This window comes from Paenibacillus sp. FSL R5-0378 (genome assembly GCF_038009285.1).
Classification (GTDB): Bacteria; Bacillota; Bacilli; order Paenibacillales; family Paenibacillaceae; genus Paenibacillus_AQ; species Paenibacillus_AQ favisporus.
The window spans coordinates 122068-138210 of sequence record NZ_JBBPAY010000001.1 but is presented as its reverse complement, the minus strand read 5'-3'; the positions used below and the strand labels follow the sequence as shown (position 1 = coordinate 138210).

General features: G+C 57.2%; 8 protein-coding genes. All 8 read left to right on the top strand.

Annotated elements, in window-relative coordinates; genetic code table 11:
* Positions 1 to 10 precede the first annotated feature (10 nt).
* Positions 11 to 1222 carry an enolase C-terminal domain-like protein gene (locus MKY74_RS00580; RefSeq protein ID WP_076172900.1) on the top strand — a complete coding sequence of 404 codons (1212 nt, stop codon included), beginning with the start codon at positions 11 to 13 and terminating at the stop codon, positions 1220 to 1222.
* A 26-nt stretch (positions 1223 to 1248) separates the two neighbouring features.
* Complete coding sequence (locus MKY74_RS00575; RefSeq protein WP_076172901.1) at positions 1249 to 2109, top strand: NAD-dependent epimerase/dehydratase family protein; 861 nt, start codon at positions 1249 to 1251, stop codon at positions 2107 to 2109.
* A 210-nt stretch (positions 2110 to 2319) separates the two neighbouring features.
* Positions 2320 to 7908: a glycosyl hydrolase family 28-related protein gene (locus MKY74_RS00570; protein ID WP_144025462.1), complete on the top strand. Its 5589-nt coding sequence runs from the start codon at positions 2320 to 2322 to the stop codon at positions 7906 to 7908.
* A gap of 373 nt (positions 7909 to 8281) precedes the next feature.
* Positions 8282 to 9964 carry a carbohydrate-binding protein gene (locus tag MKY74_RS00565; RefSeq protein ID WP_084203994.1) on the top strand — a complete coding sequence of 561 codons (1683 nt, stop codon included), beginning with the start codon at positions 8282 to 8284 and terminating at the stop codon, positions 9962 to 9964.
* Between the two features lie 254 nt (positions 9965 to 10218).
* Positions 10219 to 11337 carry an ABC transporter ATP-binding protein gene (locus MKY74_RS00560; protein WP_076172904.1) on the top strand — a complete coding sequence of 373 codons (1119 nt, stop codon included), beginning with the start codon at positions 10219 to 10221 and terminating at the stop codon, positions 11335 to 11337.
* Positions 11334 to 14288, top strand: coding sequence for an extracellular solute-binding protein (locus tag MKY74_RS00555; RefSeq protein WP_076172905.1), 2955 nt, complete (start codon positions 11334 to 11336; stop codon positions 14286 to 14288). Before MKY74_RS00560 ends, MKY74_RS00555 begins: the two co-directional genes overlap by 4 nt.
* Complete coding sequence (locus tag MKY74_RS00550; RefSeq protein ID WP_244169327.1) at positions 14285 to 15256, top strand: carbohydrate ABC transporter permease; 972 nt, start codon at positions 14285 to 14287, stop codon at positions 15254 to 15256. Before MKY74_RS00555 ends, MKY74_RS00550 begins: the two co-directional genes overlap by 4 nt.
* A gap of 4 nt (positions 15257 to 15260) precedes the next feature.
* Positions 15261 to 16127 (top strand): carbohydrate ABC transporter permease, encoded by an 867-nt coding sequence (locus MKY74_RS00545; protein WP_076172906.1) that lies wholly within the window; start codon positions 15261 to 15263, stop codon positions 16125 to 16127.
* Positions 16128 to 16143: the final 16 nt, after the last annotated feature.

Here is a 16143-nt window from a genome sequence, read left to right as displayed (position 1 = left end):
GGAAAGCGGTATGGCCAAAATAACGGCAGTACGCTGCATTCGAACGAGACATGATGGAAGCTGGGTCATCGTTAAAGTCATGACGGACCAGGACGGATTGTACGGCATCGGCTCGGCCAGCGATATCTACCAGCCGGGAGCCGTGGTCAGCATCATAGAGGAACTGCTGGCACCGGTGCTTATCGGACGGGACGCCGGCCAGATCGAGGACCTGTGGCAGACGATGTATACGAGCGGTTACTGGCGCAACGGCTCCACGCTCCATACCGCCATGGGCGGTATCGACATGGCGCTGTGGGACATCAAGGGGAAGGAAGCGGGGATGCCCGTATACCAGCTTCTGGGCGGCGCGGTCCGTTCGGCCGTTCCTTGTTATGCGCATGCTAACGGTGCCACCTACGGGCAGCTGGAGGAAGAGGTGCATGCCTTTCAAGAGCAAGGCTTCGGTGTGATCCGCTGCCAGCTTGGGGGCTACGGCGGAGGCGGTTTCGTCGCTCCGCAGGGTGCATCGAAATTCCCTCCTGCCAGCGTGTTCGATGAAGCCAGCTACATCACGGCGATCCCGGACATGTTCGAGAAGCTGCGTGTACGGTTCGGCATGAACCTGGGCTTTACGCATGACGTTCACGAGCATCTGACGCCTTCCGGCGCCGTCAGCTTATCGAGAGCGCTGGATCCGTACCGCCTGTTTTTCGTGGAAGACTTGCTGCAATCGGAGCATACGGGATGGTACCGGCGGGTCAAAGAAACGAGCACCACGCCGCAGGCCGTCGGCGAATTGTTTGTTCACCCGCAGGAGTGGCTGCCGCTGGTGCAGGAGCGCTTGATCGACTTTGTCCGGATGCGCGTCTCCAAGGCCGGCGGCATTACCCCATGCCGCAAAATTGCCGCCGTCTGCGAAGCTTTCGGCGTACGCACCGCGTGGCAGGAAGGCGGGGAGAACGACCCGGTCAACCAAATCGCGGCCGCGCATCTGGACATGGCGATCATGAGCTTTGGCGTACAGGAGATCAACCATTTCCGCAGCGAGGAGAAGGAGGCCTTCCCGGGTCACGCGGTTTTGGAGCACGGGCATTTGAAGCTGAACGATAAACCGGGGCTTGGCATCGATATCGACGAGCATAAGGCGGCAGCCCTGGTAAAGGATCAAGGTTCCCTGGCAGCATACCATCACCCATACAAGCTGGACCGCAAGCCGGATGGAACGCTGATTCGTCCGTAAGGTCCGGCCGGAAGGAGGAAAAGATCATGAAACAAATCGTCGTGACCGGCTCGGAAGGAAAACTGGGCCACTACGTCGTTCAAGAGCTTAACCATGCAGGATACCGGGTCATCGGAACGGATGCCCGCCCGGCAAGCGGGAGAAACCGTTATGCCCGCTATGTCCAGGGGGATTTGACCCAGCTTGGCGAGGTGTACGGTATTTTGGCGGAGTCGGATGCGGTGGTTCACCTGGCTGCCGTGCCGAATCCTATCAACTTTTCGCCGGAGCGGATCTTCGCCAACAATGTCATGGCGACATACAACATCCTGGAGGCATCTTCGAAGCTCGGCATCCAGCGCGTCGTATTCGGATCGAGCGAATCGGCCTATGGATTCTGCTGGGCGAAGCATCCCTTTCCGCCGCATACGCTCCCCGTTGACGAGGAGCATGTGCTGCTGCCGCAGGAAAGCTACGGGCTGTCCAAGCAGGTGAACGAACAGACGGGCGATATGTTCGCCCGCCGTACCGGCATGGAGATCTATGCCCTCCGCTTCTCTTTGATTCTGGCGCCGAATGAATACGATCGGGAGATTGCTGCCTTCAGCGATACCGCCAGACATCACCGCATTCTATGGAGCTATGTCGACGCGCGCGACGCCGCTTCCGCCTGCAGGCTTGCGCTGGAAGCACCCGTGCAAGGCCAGGCAGAGGCATGCCGTTTGAACGTCACATCCAGCGACTTGCTGAGCGATGCAAGCGTCAGCGAGCTGGCTGCCAAGTATTATCCGCAGGTGCCTTTTCCAGGCAAGGACCCAGGTAAGTTGACGGCGCTCGTGTCCAACGCCCGGGCGAAGTCGGTCCTGAACTGGGAGCCTGCTCATTCCTGGAGGAACGCCGGCCGTTAAGGCCGGTATTCCTTAAGGTTCATAGATGAAGCAAGCCGCCTGCTGAAAGGGGGAGGTGCCGCAAGCTAAATTGGATACGGGACAAGCTCGGGTGTATTGCCGATGGTTTTTTTGCTGCAAAATTGAAAGCGAATACAATCATGATCCCGCAGCGAAGCAGCGTTGCTTTCGTGCAGCTTGATAAGCAAATCAAGCATGGGAGGAATAATCGTGAACAATCGATGGAGCTTTAGGCGCTTTATCGCGCAAATAACCGTCATCGTGATGGTCGTCTCCTTATTCTGGATGGCCCCGGATCCACTTAGAGCCGCCGCCGATGGTGAGGATGCGGATGGCGGAAGCCAGCTTCCGCCATCCGCCCCGGTAACGGTCACCGATTCCGTATACATTACGCTCGGGGAAACGCCGGAAGGGCAAGGCATGACCGCCCGTCCGGGGGACGGTCCGGAGGAAGGCCTGCAGGTGGGCGAAATGGACGGTAAAACGTACTGGAAAACCAATCAAGCGGTAAATCCGAATGATCCGGCACAGAACATCCTCTACTTTTATTTCAATGTGGATGACGACTTCGCGGGAGATCTTAGCGATCAGGACGTTTTGGTAACGGCCGAATATTATGACCAAGGCAATGGGGACATGGTGCTTCAGTATGATTCCAAGCAGTCCGCTTTTAAGGACGCCCCGCTGTTTTCGTACGTAAATTCGGGGACCTGGAAGACGCATACCTTCAAGCTGAGCGACGCGCGCTTTGAGAACCGTACAAACGGTGCGGATTTCCGGATCGGCGTCACCGGCGCCGGAGCGAAGGCACAGAATCCCGAGCTGTATTTGGCGAAGGTGACCGTGACGAAGCAGCCCCGTGAATCGTCGGGGACCCACGAAACCAAGGTCTATGACACGGTATATCCGACGGACGATATCGTCATTGCCGACCGCAGTGTGACGGATTATGGCGCCAAAGGGGATGGGAGCACGGATGACACCCGCGCCTTCCAGGAAGCGCTGGCCGATGCGGGAAGCCAAGGTGGGGGCGTCGTGTACGTGCCTTCAGGCATGTACAGGCTGACAAGCGAGCTTGTCGTCCCGACAGGAGTCACGCTCCGCGGCGATTGGGCGAATCCGGAAGCGCAGGGCGGCAAGGTTCTGGGCACCGTTCTTGCCGTCTACGCCGGTAAGGGACAGGAGACAGGCACGAGCTTCATCAAGCTGCAGCCCTCCAGCGGCGTGACGAACCTGTCCATCTGGTATCCGGAACAAAACGCATCCGATCCGTCACCATATCCGTGGACGATCGAACAGCTTCCCGGCGACAGTGCGACCGTCAAGAATGTCACGCTGGTCAATGCTTACCAGGGGATCAAGATCGGACCGGACTGGAACGAACTGCATTACGTCAAAAATCTCTATGGTACCACGCTGAAGACAGGCATTTTCCTCGATTATACGACGGATATCGGACGGCTGGAGGGGATTCATTTGTCCCCGGATCTCTGGTCCGGCTCGGGCCTCGCGGGATCGCCCGAACGCGGCGAACTGCATGATTACATGACGGGCCACGCCGAGGGTATCGTCATGGGCCGCTCCGATTGGGAATACATGTCGGACATCCATATTTCCGGATATGAGACGGGCATGCGGATGACGACAAGAACCGGCAGCCTTGAATCGGCCAATGCGCAGCTGTACAAGATCCAGGTCGAGGATTGCCATGTCGCGCTCAAGATTGAGGGCGTCAACAATTACGGCCTGCTGATTTCGGACAGCCGGTTCGAAGCTGGCGCCGGGCAGCATCCGATTGCCATTTACGCGACGCAGGGCTTCAATTCTATTGTTCAGTTTAACGGCGTTACAGTTGGCGGGCACCCCGATCAGGCGGTTCTGAACGAGGGCAGCGGCACCTTATCCTTCGAAAACAGCACGTTCGCAAACTGGGGGGACGGCAGCGAAGACTATGCGATCGTCGCCCGCGGCGGATCGCTGATACTGGGGGCTTCCAGCTTCGCCAAACCCGATCGGCATCTCCTGCTTGAAGGGAATGTCGGAACGGTAAATTCCATCAACTCGGGATATGACGGCAAGCTGTCCGTAACCAATCACAGCCAATCGACGGACCTGAATATCCGCCAAGACGACAAGTATGTCCTGGACCGCCTTCCTGAGGTGCCATCCGTGGATATCGCCGCACGTCCCAAGCCGGCGACGAGCCGATTGTTTAATGTGGTGAATGCTCCGTACTCCGCCGATCCGACCGGGAATGAGGATGCCTCTCAGGTGATCCAGCAGGCTCTAAGCGATGCCGGTGATGCTGGCGGCGGCACGGTGTATATGCCGGCCGGGATCTACCGGGTCGAGCAGCCGCTCGTTGTACCGGCCGGCGTAGAATTGCGCGGCAACTTTGATGTTCCGCATCATACGATTGGCGGCGGTACGGTCATTTTTACGAACTACGGGGAAAATGAACCGGATGCCCCGGCGTTGATCCAGTTAAAAGCGTCGGCGGGCCTCCGTGGGATATCCGTTTATTACGACCATCAAACCTGGACCGAGGCGAATCCGGTCAAGCCTTACCCGTGGACCGTTCAAGGCCAAGGGAAGGACGTTTACCTGATTGATACGACGCTGGTCAATCCATACCAGGCCGTCGATTTTGGAACATACGATACGAGCGGGCATTACATCGATTACGTGGCAGGTTCCCCGCTGAAGGAAGGGATTTACCTGGGCGGAGGTGCGCAGGGCGGATACTTGCGGAACGTCCAGTTCAATCCGCATTATTACGGGCGCAGCAATTACCCGAACCATCCATCCACCGGCGCGGACTCCGACATGGTCTGGAGTTACCAGAAGGACCATCTGGATGCTTTCCGCATCGGCAACGTGAAACAGGAGACCATTTTTAACACCTTCGTCTTCGGTTCGAAGTTCGGCATCCATTTCGAAGGACAGGACGGGCAGGGCCCTGAAGCCGTCGTGATCGGCCACGGCACGGACGGAAGCAAAAAAGGAGCCGTGCTGGAAGGCGCGGACAAGGCGGGACTCCAGTTCATCAACACGGAGCTGGTCTCGATCAGCACGACCGACAAAGTCTACGTTGAGGTCGGCAAAGACTTCGGCTCCAAAGCGGTGTTTTTCAATTCTTCGATGTGGGGCGATACGAACCGTTCCTTCGATATCTTCGGGGGCACCGTGCGGATTCAGCAGGCCAACTTCACCAAAGTCGGCGACATCGGCATTAACGCCGTCGGCGGTGACATCGGACTGTACGATTCCTATTTCCAGCAGTCCCAAACGACCCATGTGTATGCAGGGCCGGGCATCGACAAGATGGTCGTATCCAACAACCTGGCCAGCGGGGGACTTCAAATTCAGAACGATGCGCCGGGCAAAGTGTCGGGAAGCAATCTCTATCCTGTGACGCTGAAGTTAGAGAAGGCGCCCTTCGATCCTTCACACCCGGAAAATACAGGAACGGTGCTGTCGATAACCAATGCGGCCGGAGATGGAACGCTGAAGGGACAAATCGAATGGGTCAGCCCCGGCATGTATGAAGAAGCGCTGAAGCCGATCCGTTTTGACAATCTAAAAAAGGGCGAAACCCGCAGTGTGGCCATCCCTTACTTATCAGCCGATTCCCTGAAGTTCAGGGTTGCGCTGGATAACGGGGAACGTTATGAAACGTCGGTCAAGCTGTCCCAGTCCTTCGCATCGCGAAGCGAGACCGCGGACCACACGCCAACCATTGAAGTGTCCGGTCCGGAGCATTACTACAGCGTTGGCGGAAGCTGGGGAGGCGCCGATGATCTCGGGCTCACCTCCAAGGTCACCTGGGATGAAGCCCACTTGTACGTTAACGTAGATGTCAAGGACAACGTCCACAGCCAGACGTTTACAGGCGGCGATATATGGCAGGGCGACAGCCTGCAGGTCGGTATCGACCTGGCGAAGGAAGACGGCGCGGCCAGCCGCCAGGTGAACGAGCTCGGGTTTGCGCTGAACGAGGACGGCAGCGTGCAGAAATGGAGATGGCGTGCTCCGGATGGGATAACGCCGGGTCCGCTGGAATCCGTTCAGGCAGTCGTTACCCGCGACGAAACAGCCAAGGTAACGCATTATGAGCTGACCCTTCCATTTGAGGCGCTTCACGGTGCGGGCTACGATTTCCGCGCAGATAAACCGATTGGGCTTGCGCTGCTCGTCAACGAAAATGACGGGGACGGCCGGTCCGGGTTCATGGAGTTTAACGGAGGTATCGGCACAAGCAAGGATGCCGGATTGTTCGGCAATCTGTACCTCCTGCAGGACGATTATGTGAAACTGCTGGAGAAATCGGCTCAGGCCAGCGTGAAGTCGGCGGAGCAAAAGAAAGACGTCAGCACCGTCGATGCCGCTGCCAATTTCGTGCTTCTTCTGCCGGATGGCGGACTGAAGAAATCCTTGCAGGCCCGGCTCGCTGCCATTGGCACGAAGCCCGGAACGGATCCGGGCGGAGAAGAGCATCCCGGAGGACCGGGATCGAATGGAGGAGGGAACTCCGGTTCCGGCTCCAGCTCTGGTTCCGGGTCGGCAGGGAGCGGTACACCAACCGGCGGAGGCTCCAATCCAGATCCATCCGGAAAGAATAGCTTGACGTTATCGCCGGTATTGGATCAAGCGTCCAAGCTGGCGAGCGTCCGCCTGGACAGCAAGGAGGCTGAGCAGGCATTCGGCGGAATTCAGGCAGGCCAAGGCGGGACGAAGACGCTGGTCGTGCAGCTGAAGGCTGCTGCCGGGGCCGAAGGGTATGCCCTGGAGCTCCCAGCAGAGCTGGTTGCGGATAAACAGGCAGCACGCTCGCTGGACATTCATACGGAATTGGGGAATCTGTGGATTCCGGGCGATCTGCTGGCCGCGTCCAAGGAACAGCTTGGCGAATCCGTCGTCGTGAGCATCAGCAAGGTGAATCGCGCAGGAACGGGCAAGGATGCGGCATCCATCTTCGGCGAAAGACCGGCGGTCTCGGTGCAGCTCGCTACTGCCAAGGGAGTATCGCTCCAATGGACGGATGCGCCCGCGCCGATCAAGGTCATGCTGCCTTATCAGCCGGGCTCCGGCGAAGCGAAGAATCCGGAGAAGCTCGTCGTACGGCTGCCCGGAGAACAAGGGCAATATACACCGGTTCCAAGCGGCAAATACGTCCCGTCTTTGGGACACATCGTATTCAAGGCTTGGCAGCCTGGAGTGTACGCCGTTGGTTACGATGAGCATACGTTTCAGGATATCGGGAACCTCGCTTGGGCCCGTCAGGCCATCGAAGCTCTTGCGGCCAAAGGGATCGTTCACGGCGTATCCGAGTCGGCCTATCAACCGCAAGCGATGATCCGAAGAGCGGACTTTGCGGCTCTTCTGGTTCAAGCTTTTGAACTCAACCGGAATCACACCGAAAGCGCCGAGCGGTTTACGGATGTGCCGCAAGATGCTTATTATAACGAGGCCGTCGGCATCGCGAGAGCGCTCGGAATCGTTCAGGGGGGCGGGACCCTTTTCCTGCCGGACGCCCCGATCAAGCGGGAAGACGCGGCCGTCATGATCTACCGCGCCATGGATGCGGCAGGCATCCTGCCGGCAGCGGCTGGTAGCCAAGCCTCCGCGGGCGGATTCGCCGACTCGGATGCGATTGCAGCCTATGCCCGCGATGCCGTCCAAGCTTTGGCGGATGCGAAGCTGCTGCAGGGTGACGGCGGCAAGTTCCATCCGAAAGAACCGATCACGCGGGCGGAAACGGCGGTTCTGGTGTACCGCTTGTATAATCTGCTGCCTTAGGGCAAGTTGGCAATGACATGCCTGTGCACAGCATCGCTTGCGAGCGATCGTGCACAGGCTTTTTTTGCGTCCTTTCATCGGATGGGATTCAGGGGGGTGGTGAAGAGGCGGGAGTCGCGTTTTCTTTTCATAAGGCCTGAATAGTTTAAAATCGCCTCATGGAAGGCGGGTGGCGCCTAATCGTATGCTAGGGGAGTGGAGAGGAAAGAGAGACGGATCCACGGAAAGGAGGGACGCTCAACTTAAGTGTTCCGGCAGCGCAGCTCCGGGGTTTAAGACAGAATGATCCAGGCTGCCGAAAGGTCGGCATCAGGTTGAGTCCGCGCAAGGGGCGCGTATACAGCAGCTCAAATGAATCAAGGAGGGAAATTAGATGTACATTCCGCCAGTCCGAAAATATGTTTTCAGAAGTTTGTCTGCCATTATGCTGGTTGTCATGGTGCTGTCATTATTCCCCGGGGCGGTCTTGGCCGCATCGGCCTTCAGCCAAACGCCCGCTTCCAGCTTCAGCTCGCAATCCGGCATTCAATTGGAAAACTCCACCGAAGGCGGACAGAACGTGGCGTTTATCGATAACGGCGATTACATCGCCTTTTCGAACGTGGACTTCGGAAGCGGCGCTTCCTCCATCGATGTGAGGGTAGCCAGCAATAATAACGGGGGGCAGATTGAGGTACGGCTGGACAATCCGAACGGAACGCTGATCGGCACGGTGACGGTTCCGGGTACGGGAGGGTGGCAGTCCTGGGTGACCCGCTCGGCACCGGTCAGCTCCGTCACCGGGGTGCATACACTGTATTTAAAATTTACCGGTGGGACAGGCAATCTGTTTAATGTGCTGTGGTTTAAGTTTAACAGCGGCTCTTCCGGTGACGGAGACGTCGTGGGCCACCTCTTTGCCGGCTACCAAGGCTGGTTCAATGCAGCGGGGGACGGGTCGCCTAACAGCGGCTGGGTGCATTGGTCCAAAAACAGCAGCGCCCCGTCTGCGGGCGGAAACGTGAATTTCGAGCTGTATCCGGATACTCGCGAATATTCGAAGCTGTATCAGACCGACCTGGCCAATCTGGGCAACGGCAGCCCGGCCAAGCTGTTCTCTTCGTACGATCAGGACACGGTAAACAAGCATTTCGAATGGATGAAGACGTACAACATTGACGGTGCAGCGCTCCAGCGGTTCGGGGCCGACGAGAGCGATACTCCAAACGGCTGGAAGACCAACCGGGACAGCGTTGCCGTCAAGGTCAAAAATGCGGCCGAAACGTACAACCGCAAGTTTTATGTCATGTACGACATTACGGGGATGAATGCAGGCAACTGGGTCAACGCCGTTAAGCATGATTGGTCAACGAACGTGGTCAATACGATGCACCTGACCTCTTCCCCGGCCTATGCCAAACAGAATGGAAAAATCGTCGTCTGCATTTGGGGGATTGGCTTTACAGATCGTCCAGGAACGGCCGCAGAATCCGCCGAGCTGATCCAATGGTTCAAAAATCAGGGCGTGTACGTGATCGGGGGCGTTCCTACCTACTGGAGAACCGGAAATAGGGATTCTAAGCCGGATTTCATGAATGTCTACAAATCGTTCGATATGATCTCCCCTTGGTCGGTCGCGCGGTTCGGCACGCTGCAGGGTGCGGATGATTTCAAAAACGATACGTTGGGCCCGGATTTTACCTTCACCCAGCAAAACGGCATCGCGTATCAGCCGGTCATCTGGCCCGGATCCGCTTGGTCGAACATGACCGGCGGACCGCGGAACGAAAACCCCCGCTTGCACGGCGATTTCATGTGGAAGCAGGCGTATAACGTCAAGAGCACCGGGATTCAAACGGGGTACATCGCGATGTTCGACGAGTACGATGAAGGCACCGCCATCGCCAAAATGGCCGAGAACAGCTCCATGATTCCGACAAATCAGTATTTCCTGACGCTGGACGCCGACGGGGTATCGGTCTCATCGGACTTTTACCTGCGGCTGGCCGGCGACATCAACCGGTTGTTTAAAGGCCAGATTCCATTGACGGCCGAGCATCCGACAAGCCACCGGTAACCGCTCATTCATATTCAATACAGTACTTGTATGCCTGTGCAAAGGATCGCTTTAGAGCGATCTTGCGCAGGCTTTTTTGGCATCCTGGTCGGCGCAGCGGTTCCGGCATTCGGCAAATTTGTGGGCCAGCTACAGCCTAAATGCAGACACGTTAAAAATGGACTGCAAACATTAATTCCGCCTCATTTTGGCCCTGTGATGAATGCGCTACCATTAAAGAAGAAACGGCAGTTAGATAGCGTGAGGTGAGAACGGTGGGAAGCATTACATTTAATCATGTATTCAAACGGTACAAGGGCGAATCCCGCCCCGCCGTGAACGACTTCCATTTGTCCATTGAAGAAGGGGAATTTCTTGTTCTGGTCGGACCTTCCGGCTGCGGCAAATCGACGACGCTTCGCATGCTTGCGGGGCTTGAGGAGATCAGCAGCGGCGAGCTGTATTTGGACGGCAGATTCATCAATTATGTCTCCCCCAAGGATCGCGACATCGCGATGGTTTTTCAGAATTATGCCCTGTATCCCAATCTGTCCGTTTATGAAAATATCGCCCTCGGCCTAAAGCTCCGCAAGACGGCGAAGCATGAAATCGATGTGCGCGTGAAGCGGGTGGCGTCCATCCTGGAAATCGCCCATCTGCTGGACCGCAAGCCGAGTCAGCTGTCCGGCGGCCAGAAGCAGCGGGTCGCACTCGGCAGGGCGATCGCCCGCGAGCCTCAGGTGTTTCTGATGGACGAACCGCTGTCCAATCTCGATGCCAAGCTGCGCGCGCAGACCCGGGCCGAGCTGATCAAGCTGCAGAGCGATTTGAAGCGGACGACAGTGTATGTCACTCACGACCAAGTCGAAGCGATGACGATGGGCACGCGCATCGTGGTGATGAAAGACGGGGTCATTCAGCAGGTGGCCGCGCCGCGCAAGCTGTATGACGAACCGGCGAATGTTTTCGTCGCCGGATTCATCGGTTCGCCCCAGATGAACTTTCTAAACGGCACCATCGAGAAAAACGACGGAGATTACTATTTTTCCAACAAACGGATGAGGCTGCTCCTGCCTGAGGCCACTGGCAGAAATTTTGAACGGGCCCCGAAAACCGTCCGCAGCGTCATCTTGGGCGTGCGGCCGGAACACGTCATTCTGAAGCGCGGCAGCACGGAGGAAGCCGGTTTCATTACCGGGCTTGTGCAAATGACGGAAGCCACCGGCGCGGATTCCTATGTTTACGTGCAAATCGGCTCCTATCCATTGATCGCCCGTACCGATCCTGAACAGACGTACGCCGCCGGGGACGTAGTCTCTGTAGGCTTGCAGATGCACAAAATCCACTTTTTCGATGAGAGTACGGAGGAATTGGTGGGGAGAGGTGAGGTATGAAGAAACGCACCTTGCCCCGCTTCGCGCGCATTTCCCTGAGACTGCTGATCATTGCAGCGCTTCTGTTCGGACTCGTCCGCTGGCTGTCAGCCGATGAGCCTGTGGTTTACTCCACCAGCGTCACCGCCGCCGACCTGCTCGATCTGGCAAGCAAGGAAGGCGAGCTCCCTTACGCCCAGCTCATGAAGGGGCAGGAAGGCGAAAATGCCGCTGCGGAAGAGAAGTCTATTCGGCTCGATCCGGTCAATTACGAGGCGGCATCCACCGATGCGGACCTGGCCAAGGAGACCGAGAGCGGTCGAAACATGCTGAGCTGGAGCAACGAATCCGGCTGGGTAGAATGGACCTTTACGGTCCGTGAGGCTGGCTGGTATGAGCTCCATTTGGACTATAAGGCGCTGCCGGGCAGCGGAAGCTCCGTGATCCGCGGGGCCATGATCGACGGGCAATACCCTTTTCCGGAATCAGAGCGCATCGAGCTGGAACGGATGTGGAAGGACGCGAAATATCCGTACGAAGTCAACGAAATCGGGATGCAGGTCCGTCCCCAGCAGATTGAACTCCCCGAATGGACGGACAAGGCGGCAAGCGATTATTCGGCTTCTTCCCGGCCGCTTCTGTACCGGCTTGAGCCCGGGCAGCACACGCTCCGGTTGACCGGAGAGAGGGGGGCTGTCGCGATCCGGGACATTTATTTCCGGACCCAGCAGCCGATCCCGGCCTATGCGGAATATGTCAAGCAGCAGCCTGCGATGAAGGTCCAAGAGAGCTGGTTCAAGCAGACGGAAGCCGAGCAGTTCCAGCGCAAGTCGAGCCTGTCCATTCAGACGGACCGCTGGTCGGAGCCGTACATTTCACCGGATCCCAAGGGCCGCATCACCTATAATGTGCTCGGAGGGAACCGTTGGAAGCAGCCGGGCGAGTGGGTGGAGTGGAGCTTTGAAATTCCGGCCGACGGCTGGTACGTCATCGATCTGAAAAACTTCCAAAACTACAGATCGGGGTTCAAAGCGTATCGGACGATCGAAATCGACGGAAAAGTCCCGTTCGAAGAGCTGCTTCATTACGGTCTGGCGTATCACAAGGAATTTGAAATCTCGGCGATATCGGATGCGGAAGGCAGGCCCTATCAGTTTTACCTGAACAAAGGGACCCACACGATGCGAATGACGGCCGATTCAAGCACGATGCAGCCGATTCTGATCGCGTTGAAGGATACCCTGAAGCAAATTTCGGATTTCGACCGTCATATCCGGCTCATCACCGGCAATTACAGCAAAAGCGCCTCGGATGCCAACCTGGATGCCAGCCGCACCTGGGATATGAATAAATACGATCCCAATGCGGGCAAAACGCTTCAATCCTTGATCGACCGCCTGAAGCTGATCCGGGACTACATTAACCGCGTCAATGAAGGCAGCTCCGACCTGTCGCAAGCGATCGCTTCAGCGGTGAGCATGCTGGAAGAGATGGCGGCCGACGTCAACAACGTTCCGAACAAGGTGAACGATTTCTCCACGATCCAGGCCAACATCGGCACCTGGATGTCCACACTGACCCAGCAGCCGTTGATGCTCGATTATTTCGTGGTACGGACGCCGGATGCCAAAACCGGCCTCAAAGAGCCTACGGCGCTCTCCCGGATTCCGTATTCCATCGCCGACTTCGCCCGCTCCTTTACGATGGATTACGACCTGGACGGGGAGAAGAAGGACGGGGCACTGGAGATCTGGGTCGGCCGCGGCCGCGATTACGTTGACGAGCTGCGGGAGCTGGTGAGCCAGGATTTCACGCCGAAAACGGGGATTCAGGTCAACATCAATCTCATGCCGAATCCCAACATGCTGATTCTGGGCAATGCTGCCGGCGACGTGCCCGACGTGGCGCTCGGGCTGGCAGAGGCCACACCGGCTGATTATGCGATGCGGGACGCCGTTCAGGACCTGTCCTCTTATCCGGGATTTGCCGATGTCATGAAACGGTTCATCCCGGGAGCGTCGAGAGCCCTGACCTACAACGGCGGCACTTACGGCCTGCCGGAGGTGCAGAACTTCCAGCTGCTGTTTTACCGCTCGGATATTTTCGAGAGCCTGGGCTTGAAAGCACCGGACACTTGGGACGACGTGTTTGACATCCTGCCGACGCTGCAGGAGAACGGCATGACGATGAATGTTCCGAAGGCGGATTTCGCCACCCTTTTTCTCGAAAACGGCGCATCGCCGTATACGCCCGACGGGCTGAAGTCCAGCCTGTTCAGCGATTCGGGGCAAAAAGCGTTCAAGCAGTGGACGCAGCTGTACACCAAATTCAACCTGCCGATCGACATACCGGCTTTTTTCCAGCATTTCCGCGACGGAGATATCCCGATCGGCATATCCGATTTCAACACGTACGTGCAGCTGCAGGTGGCTGCGCCTGAGATTACGGGGCACTGGAAAGTCGCGCCCCTGCCGGGGATCAAGCAGCCGGACGGTCAAGTGGCCCGCTGGTCGCCGCAAGGACTGTCCACGGCCATGATCATGAAGAAGAGCGACAAGAAGGATGCGGCCTGGCAGTTTCTGAAATGGTGGACTTCGGCGGATGTCCAGTCGAGGTATGCCGGGGACATGGAGTCGTACTACGGCATCGAGTACCGCTGGAATACAGCCAATGTTGAGGCGATGAAATCGCTGAGCTGGCCGTCCGAAGACCTGAAAGCGATCCGGGAACAGGCCCGCTGGGCGGCGAACCTGCCCAATGTTCCAGGATACTACTTCCTGGCCCGTGAAATGGACTTCGCCTGGAACAAGACGGTATTTGACGGCGTGCCGGCGAGCGAATCGCTGGAAGAGGCCAGCCTGTCGCTGCAGCGGGAGATGGACCGCAGGCAGCGGAACTTCGGCATTGCGGGAGGAAACTTGCACGTGCCGCAGATTACCGAACCTTTTAACTGGGAGGAGGCTAAGCTGTGAAACCAGAAGTTACGCCCGCTTTGCCCGCTGCGAAGCCGCCATACCCGGCAGCGGTCAAGCTGAAACGGTTTGTGCTGGATTTGAAGAAGGATGCCTTCTGCTACGCGTTCCTGGCTCCTTTTCTCATCTGCTTTCTCGTCTTTATCGTCATTCCGGTCGTGATGGCTGCGACGCTCAGCTTCACGTCCTACGACGGATTCAGCAAGCTGCATTTTATCGGCTTTGACAACTTTATTGCGCTGTTTACGCAGGACATTATTTTTCTGACCAAGGCGCTTCCGAACACGTTCGTGTTCGCGCTGATCGTTGGACCAGGCGGGTATCTGTTGTCTTTCCTGTTTGCCTGGCTCATTCATCAGCTGCCGATGAAGGTTCGCGATTATTACACGCTGGTGTTCTATGCGCCGTCGATGGCGGGCAGCGTGGCGCTGACGGTCGTCTGGATTGCCGCTTTCAGCGGCGACCGCGTCGGTTATTTGAACAACTTCCTGCTGAATATGGGCTGGATCGATTCCCCGGTAACTTGGCTGCAGGATCCGAAGTACCTGCTGAACATCATGATTCTGGTATCCCTCTGGATGAGCTTCAGCGTAGGGTTCCTGGCGATGCTGGCGGGTCTGCAGACGGTCAACCGGGAGCTGTATGAAGCCGGACGGATTGACGGGATATCGAACCGGCTGCAGGAAGTGTTCTACATTACCGTGCCGTCCATGAAACCGCAAATGCTGTTCAGCGCCGTCATGACGATCGTTTCGACCCTGAAGGCCGGCAGCATTTCAACCCAGCTGACCGGGATGGCGATTACGCCGCAGTACGCGGGGCACCTCATCATCAACCATGTCGACGATTACGCGTTCATCCGGTTCGAACTGGGCTATGCTTCAGCGGTTTCGGTCATTCTGCTGCTCCTCAGTTACTTCGTGATGAGGTTTGCCTACCGGATGTTTAACTCGAAGGAGGAACTGTAAGCCCATGATGCACAAATTGCGCCGGCTCCGCACGGCGTCGCCCTTTCAGGTCATGTTGATCACGCTTTTTACCGCCTTGGCCTTGTTCATGTCGCTGCCGATCGTTTTCATCTTCAATCATGCGTTTAAGCCGCAAAACGAGCTGTTCCTGTTTCCGCCGCGGTTTTTCGTCCGGCATCCGACCCTGCACAATTTCGAAACGCTCTTTCTGCATGCGTCCAATGCGACGGTGCCGTTCACACGGTATTTGTTCAACAGCCTAATTGTCGTTTCGCTGACACTGGTCAGCGTCGTGGTGGTCAGTACGATGGCGGCTTATGTTCTGGCCAAATACCAGTTCCATTTCAAACAGCTCATCATGTCGCTGATTACCCTGTCCTTGATGTTCGCGCCCGAAACGGTATCCATTCCGAGATATCTCGTCATCAACGGCATCGGGCTGAACAATACGTATCTCGGGCATATCCTGCCGTCGCTTGCATCGCCCGTCGCGGTGTTTATGCTCGTCGGCTTCATCTCGCAAATTCCGAGCGATCTGATGGAGGCAGCCCGGATTGACGGCGCGGGGCATGTCGGCATCTTCGTGCGCATGATTCTGCCCTTGTCCGTCCCGGCGATCGCGACCATCTCGATTTTAACGTTCCAAGGCGTATGGGGAGACGTGGAGACTTCAACCCTGTTCATGCAAAAGGAGACGATGCGGACGCTCGCTTTCTACGTCAACAGCCTGCTGAGCGGTCTGCAGAACAACGTGGCGGGGCAGAACATGGCGGCGGCGGCCGGGCTGCTTATTTTCATCCCGAATCTGATCATTTTCCTGCTCTTTCAGCGCAGAGTGCTTGAGACGATGGTCCATTCCGGTATCAAGTAATGTCATCAGCAAAGGA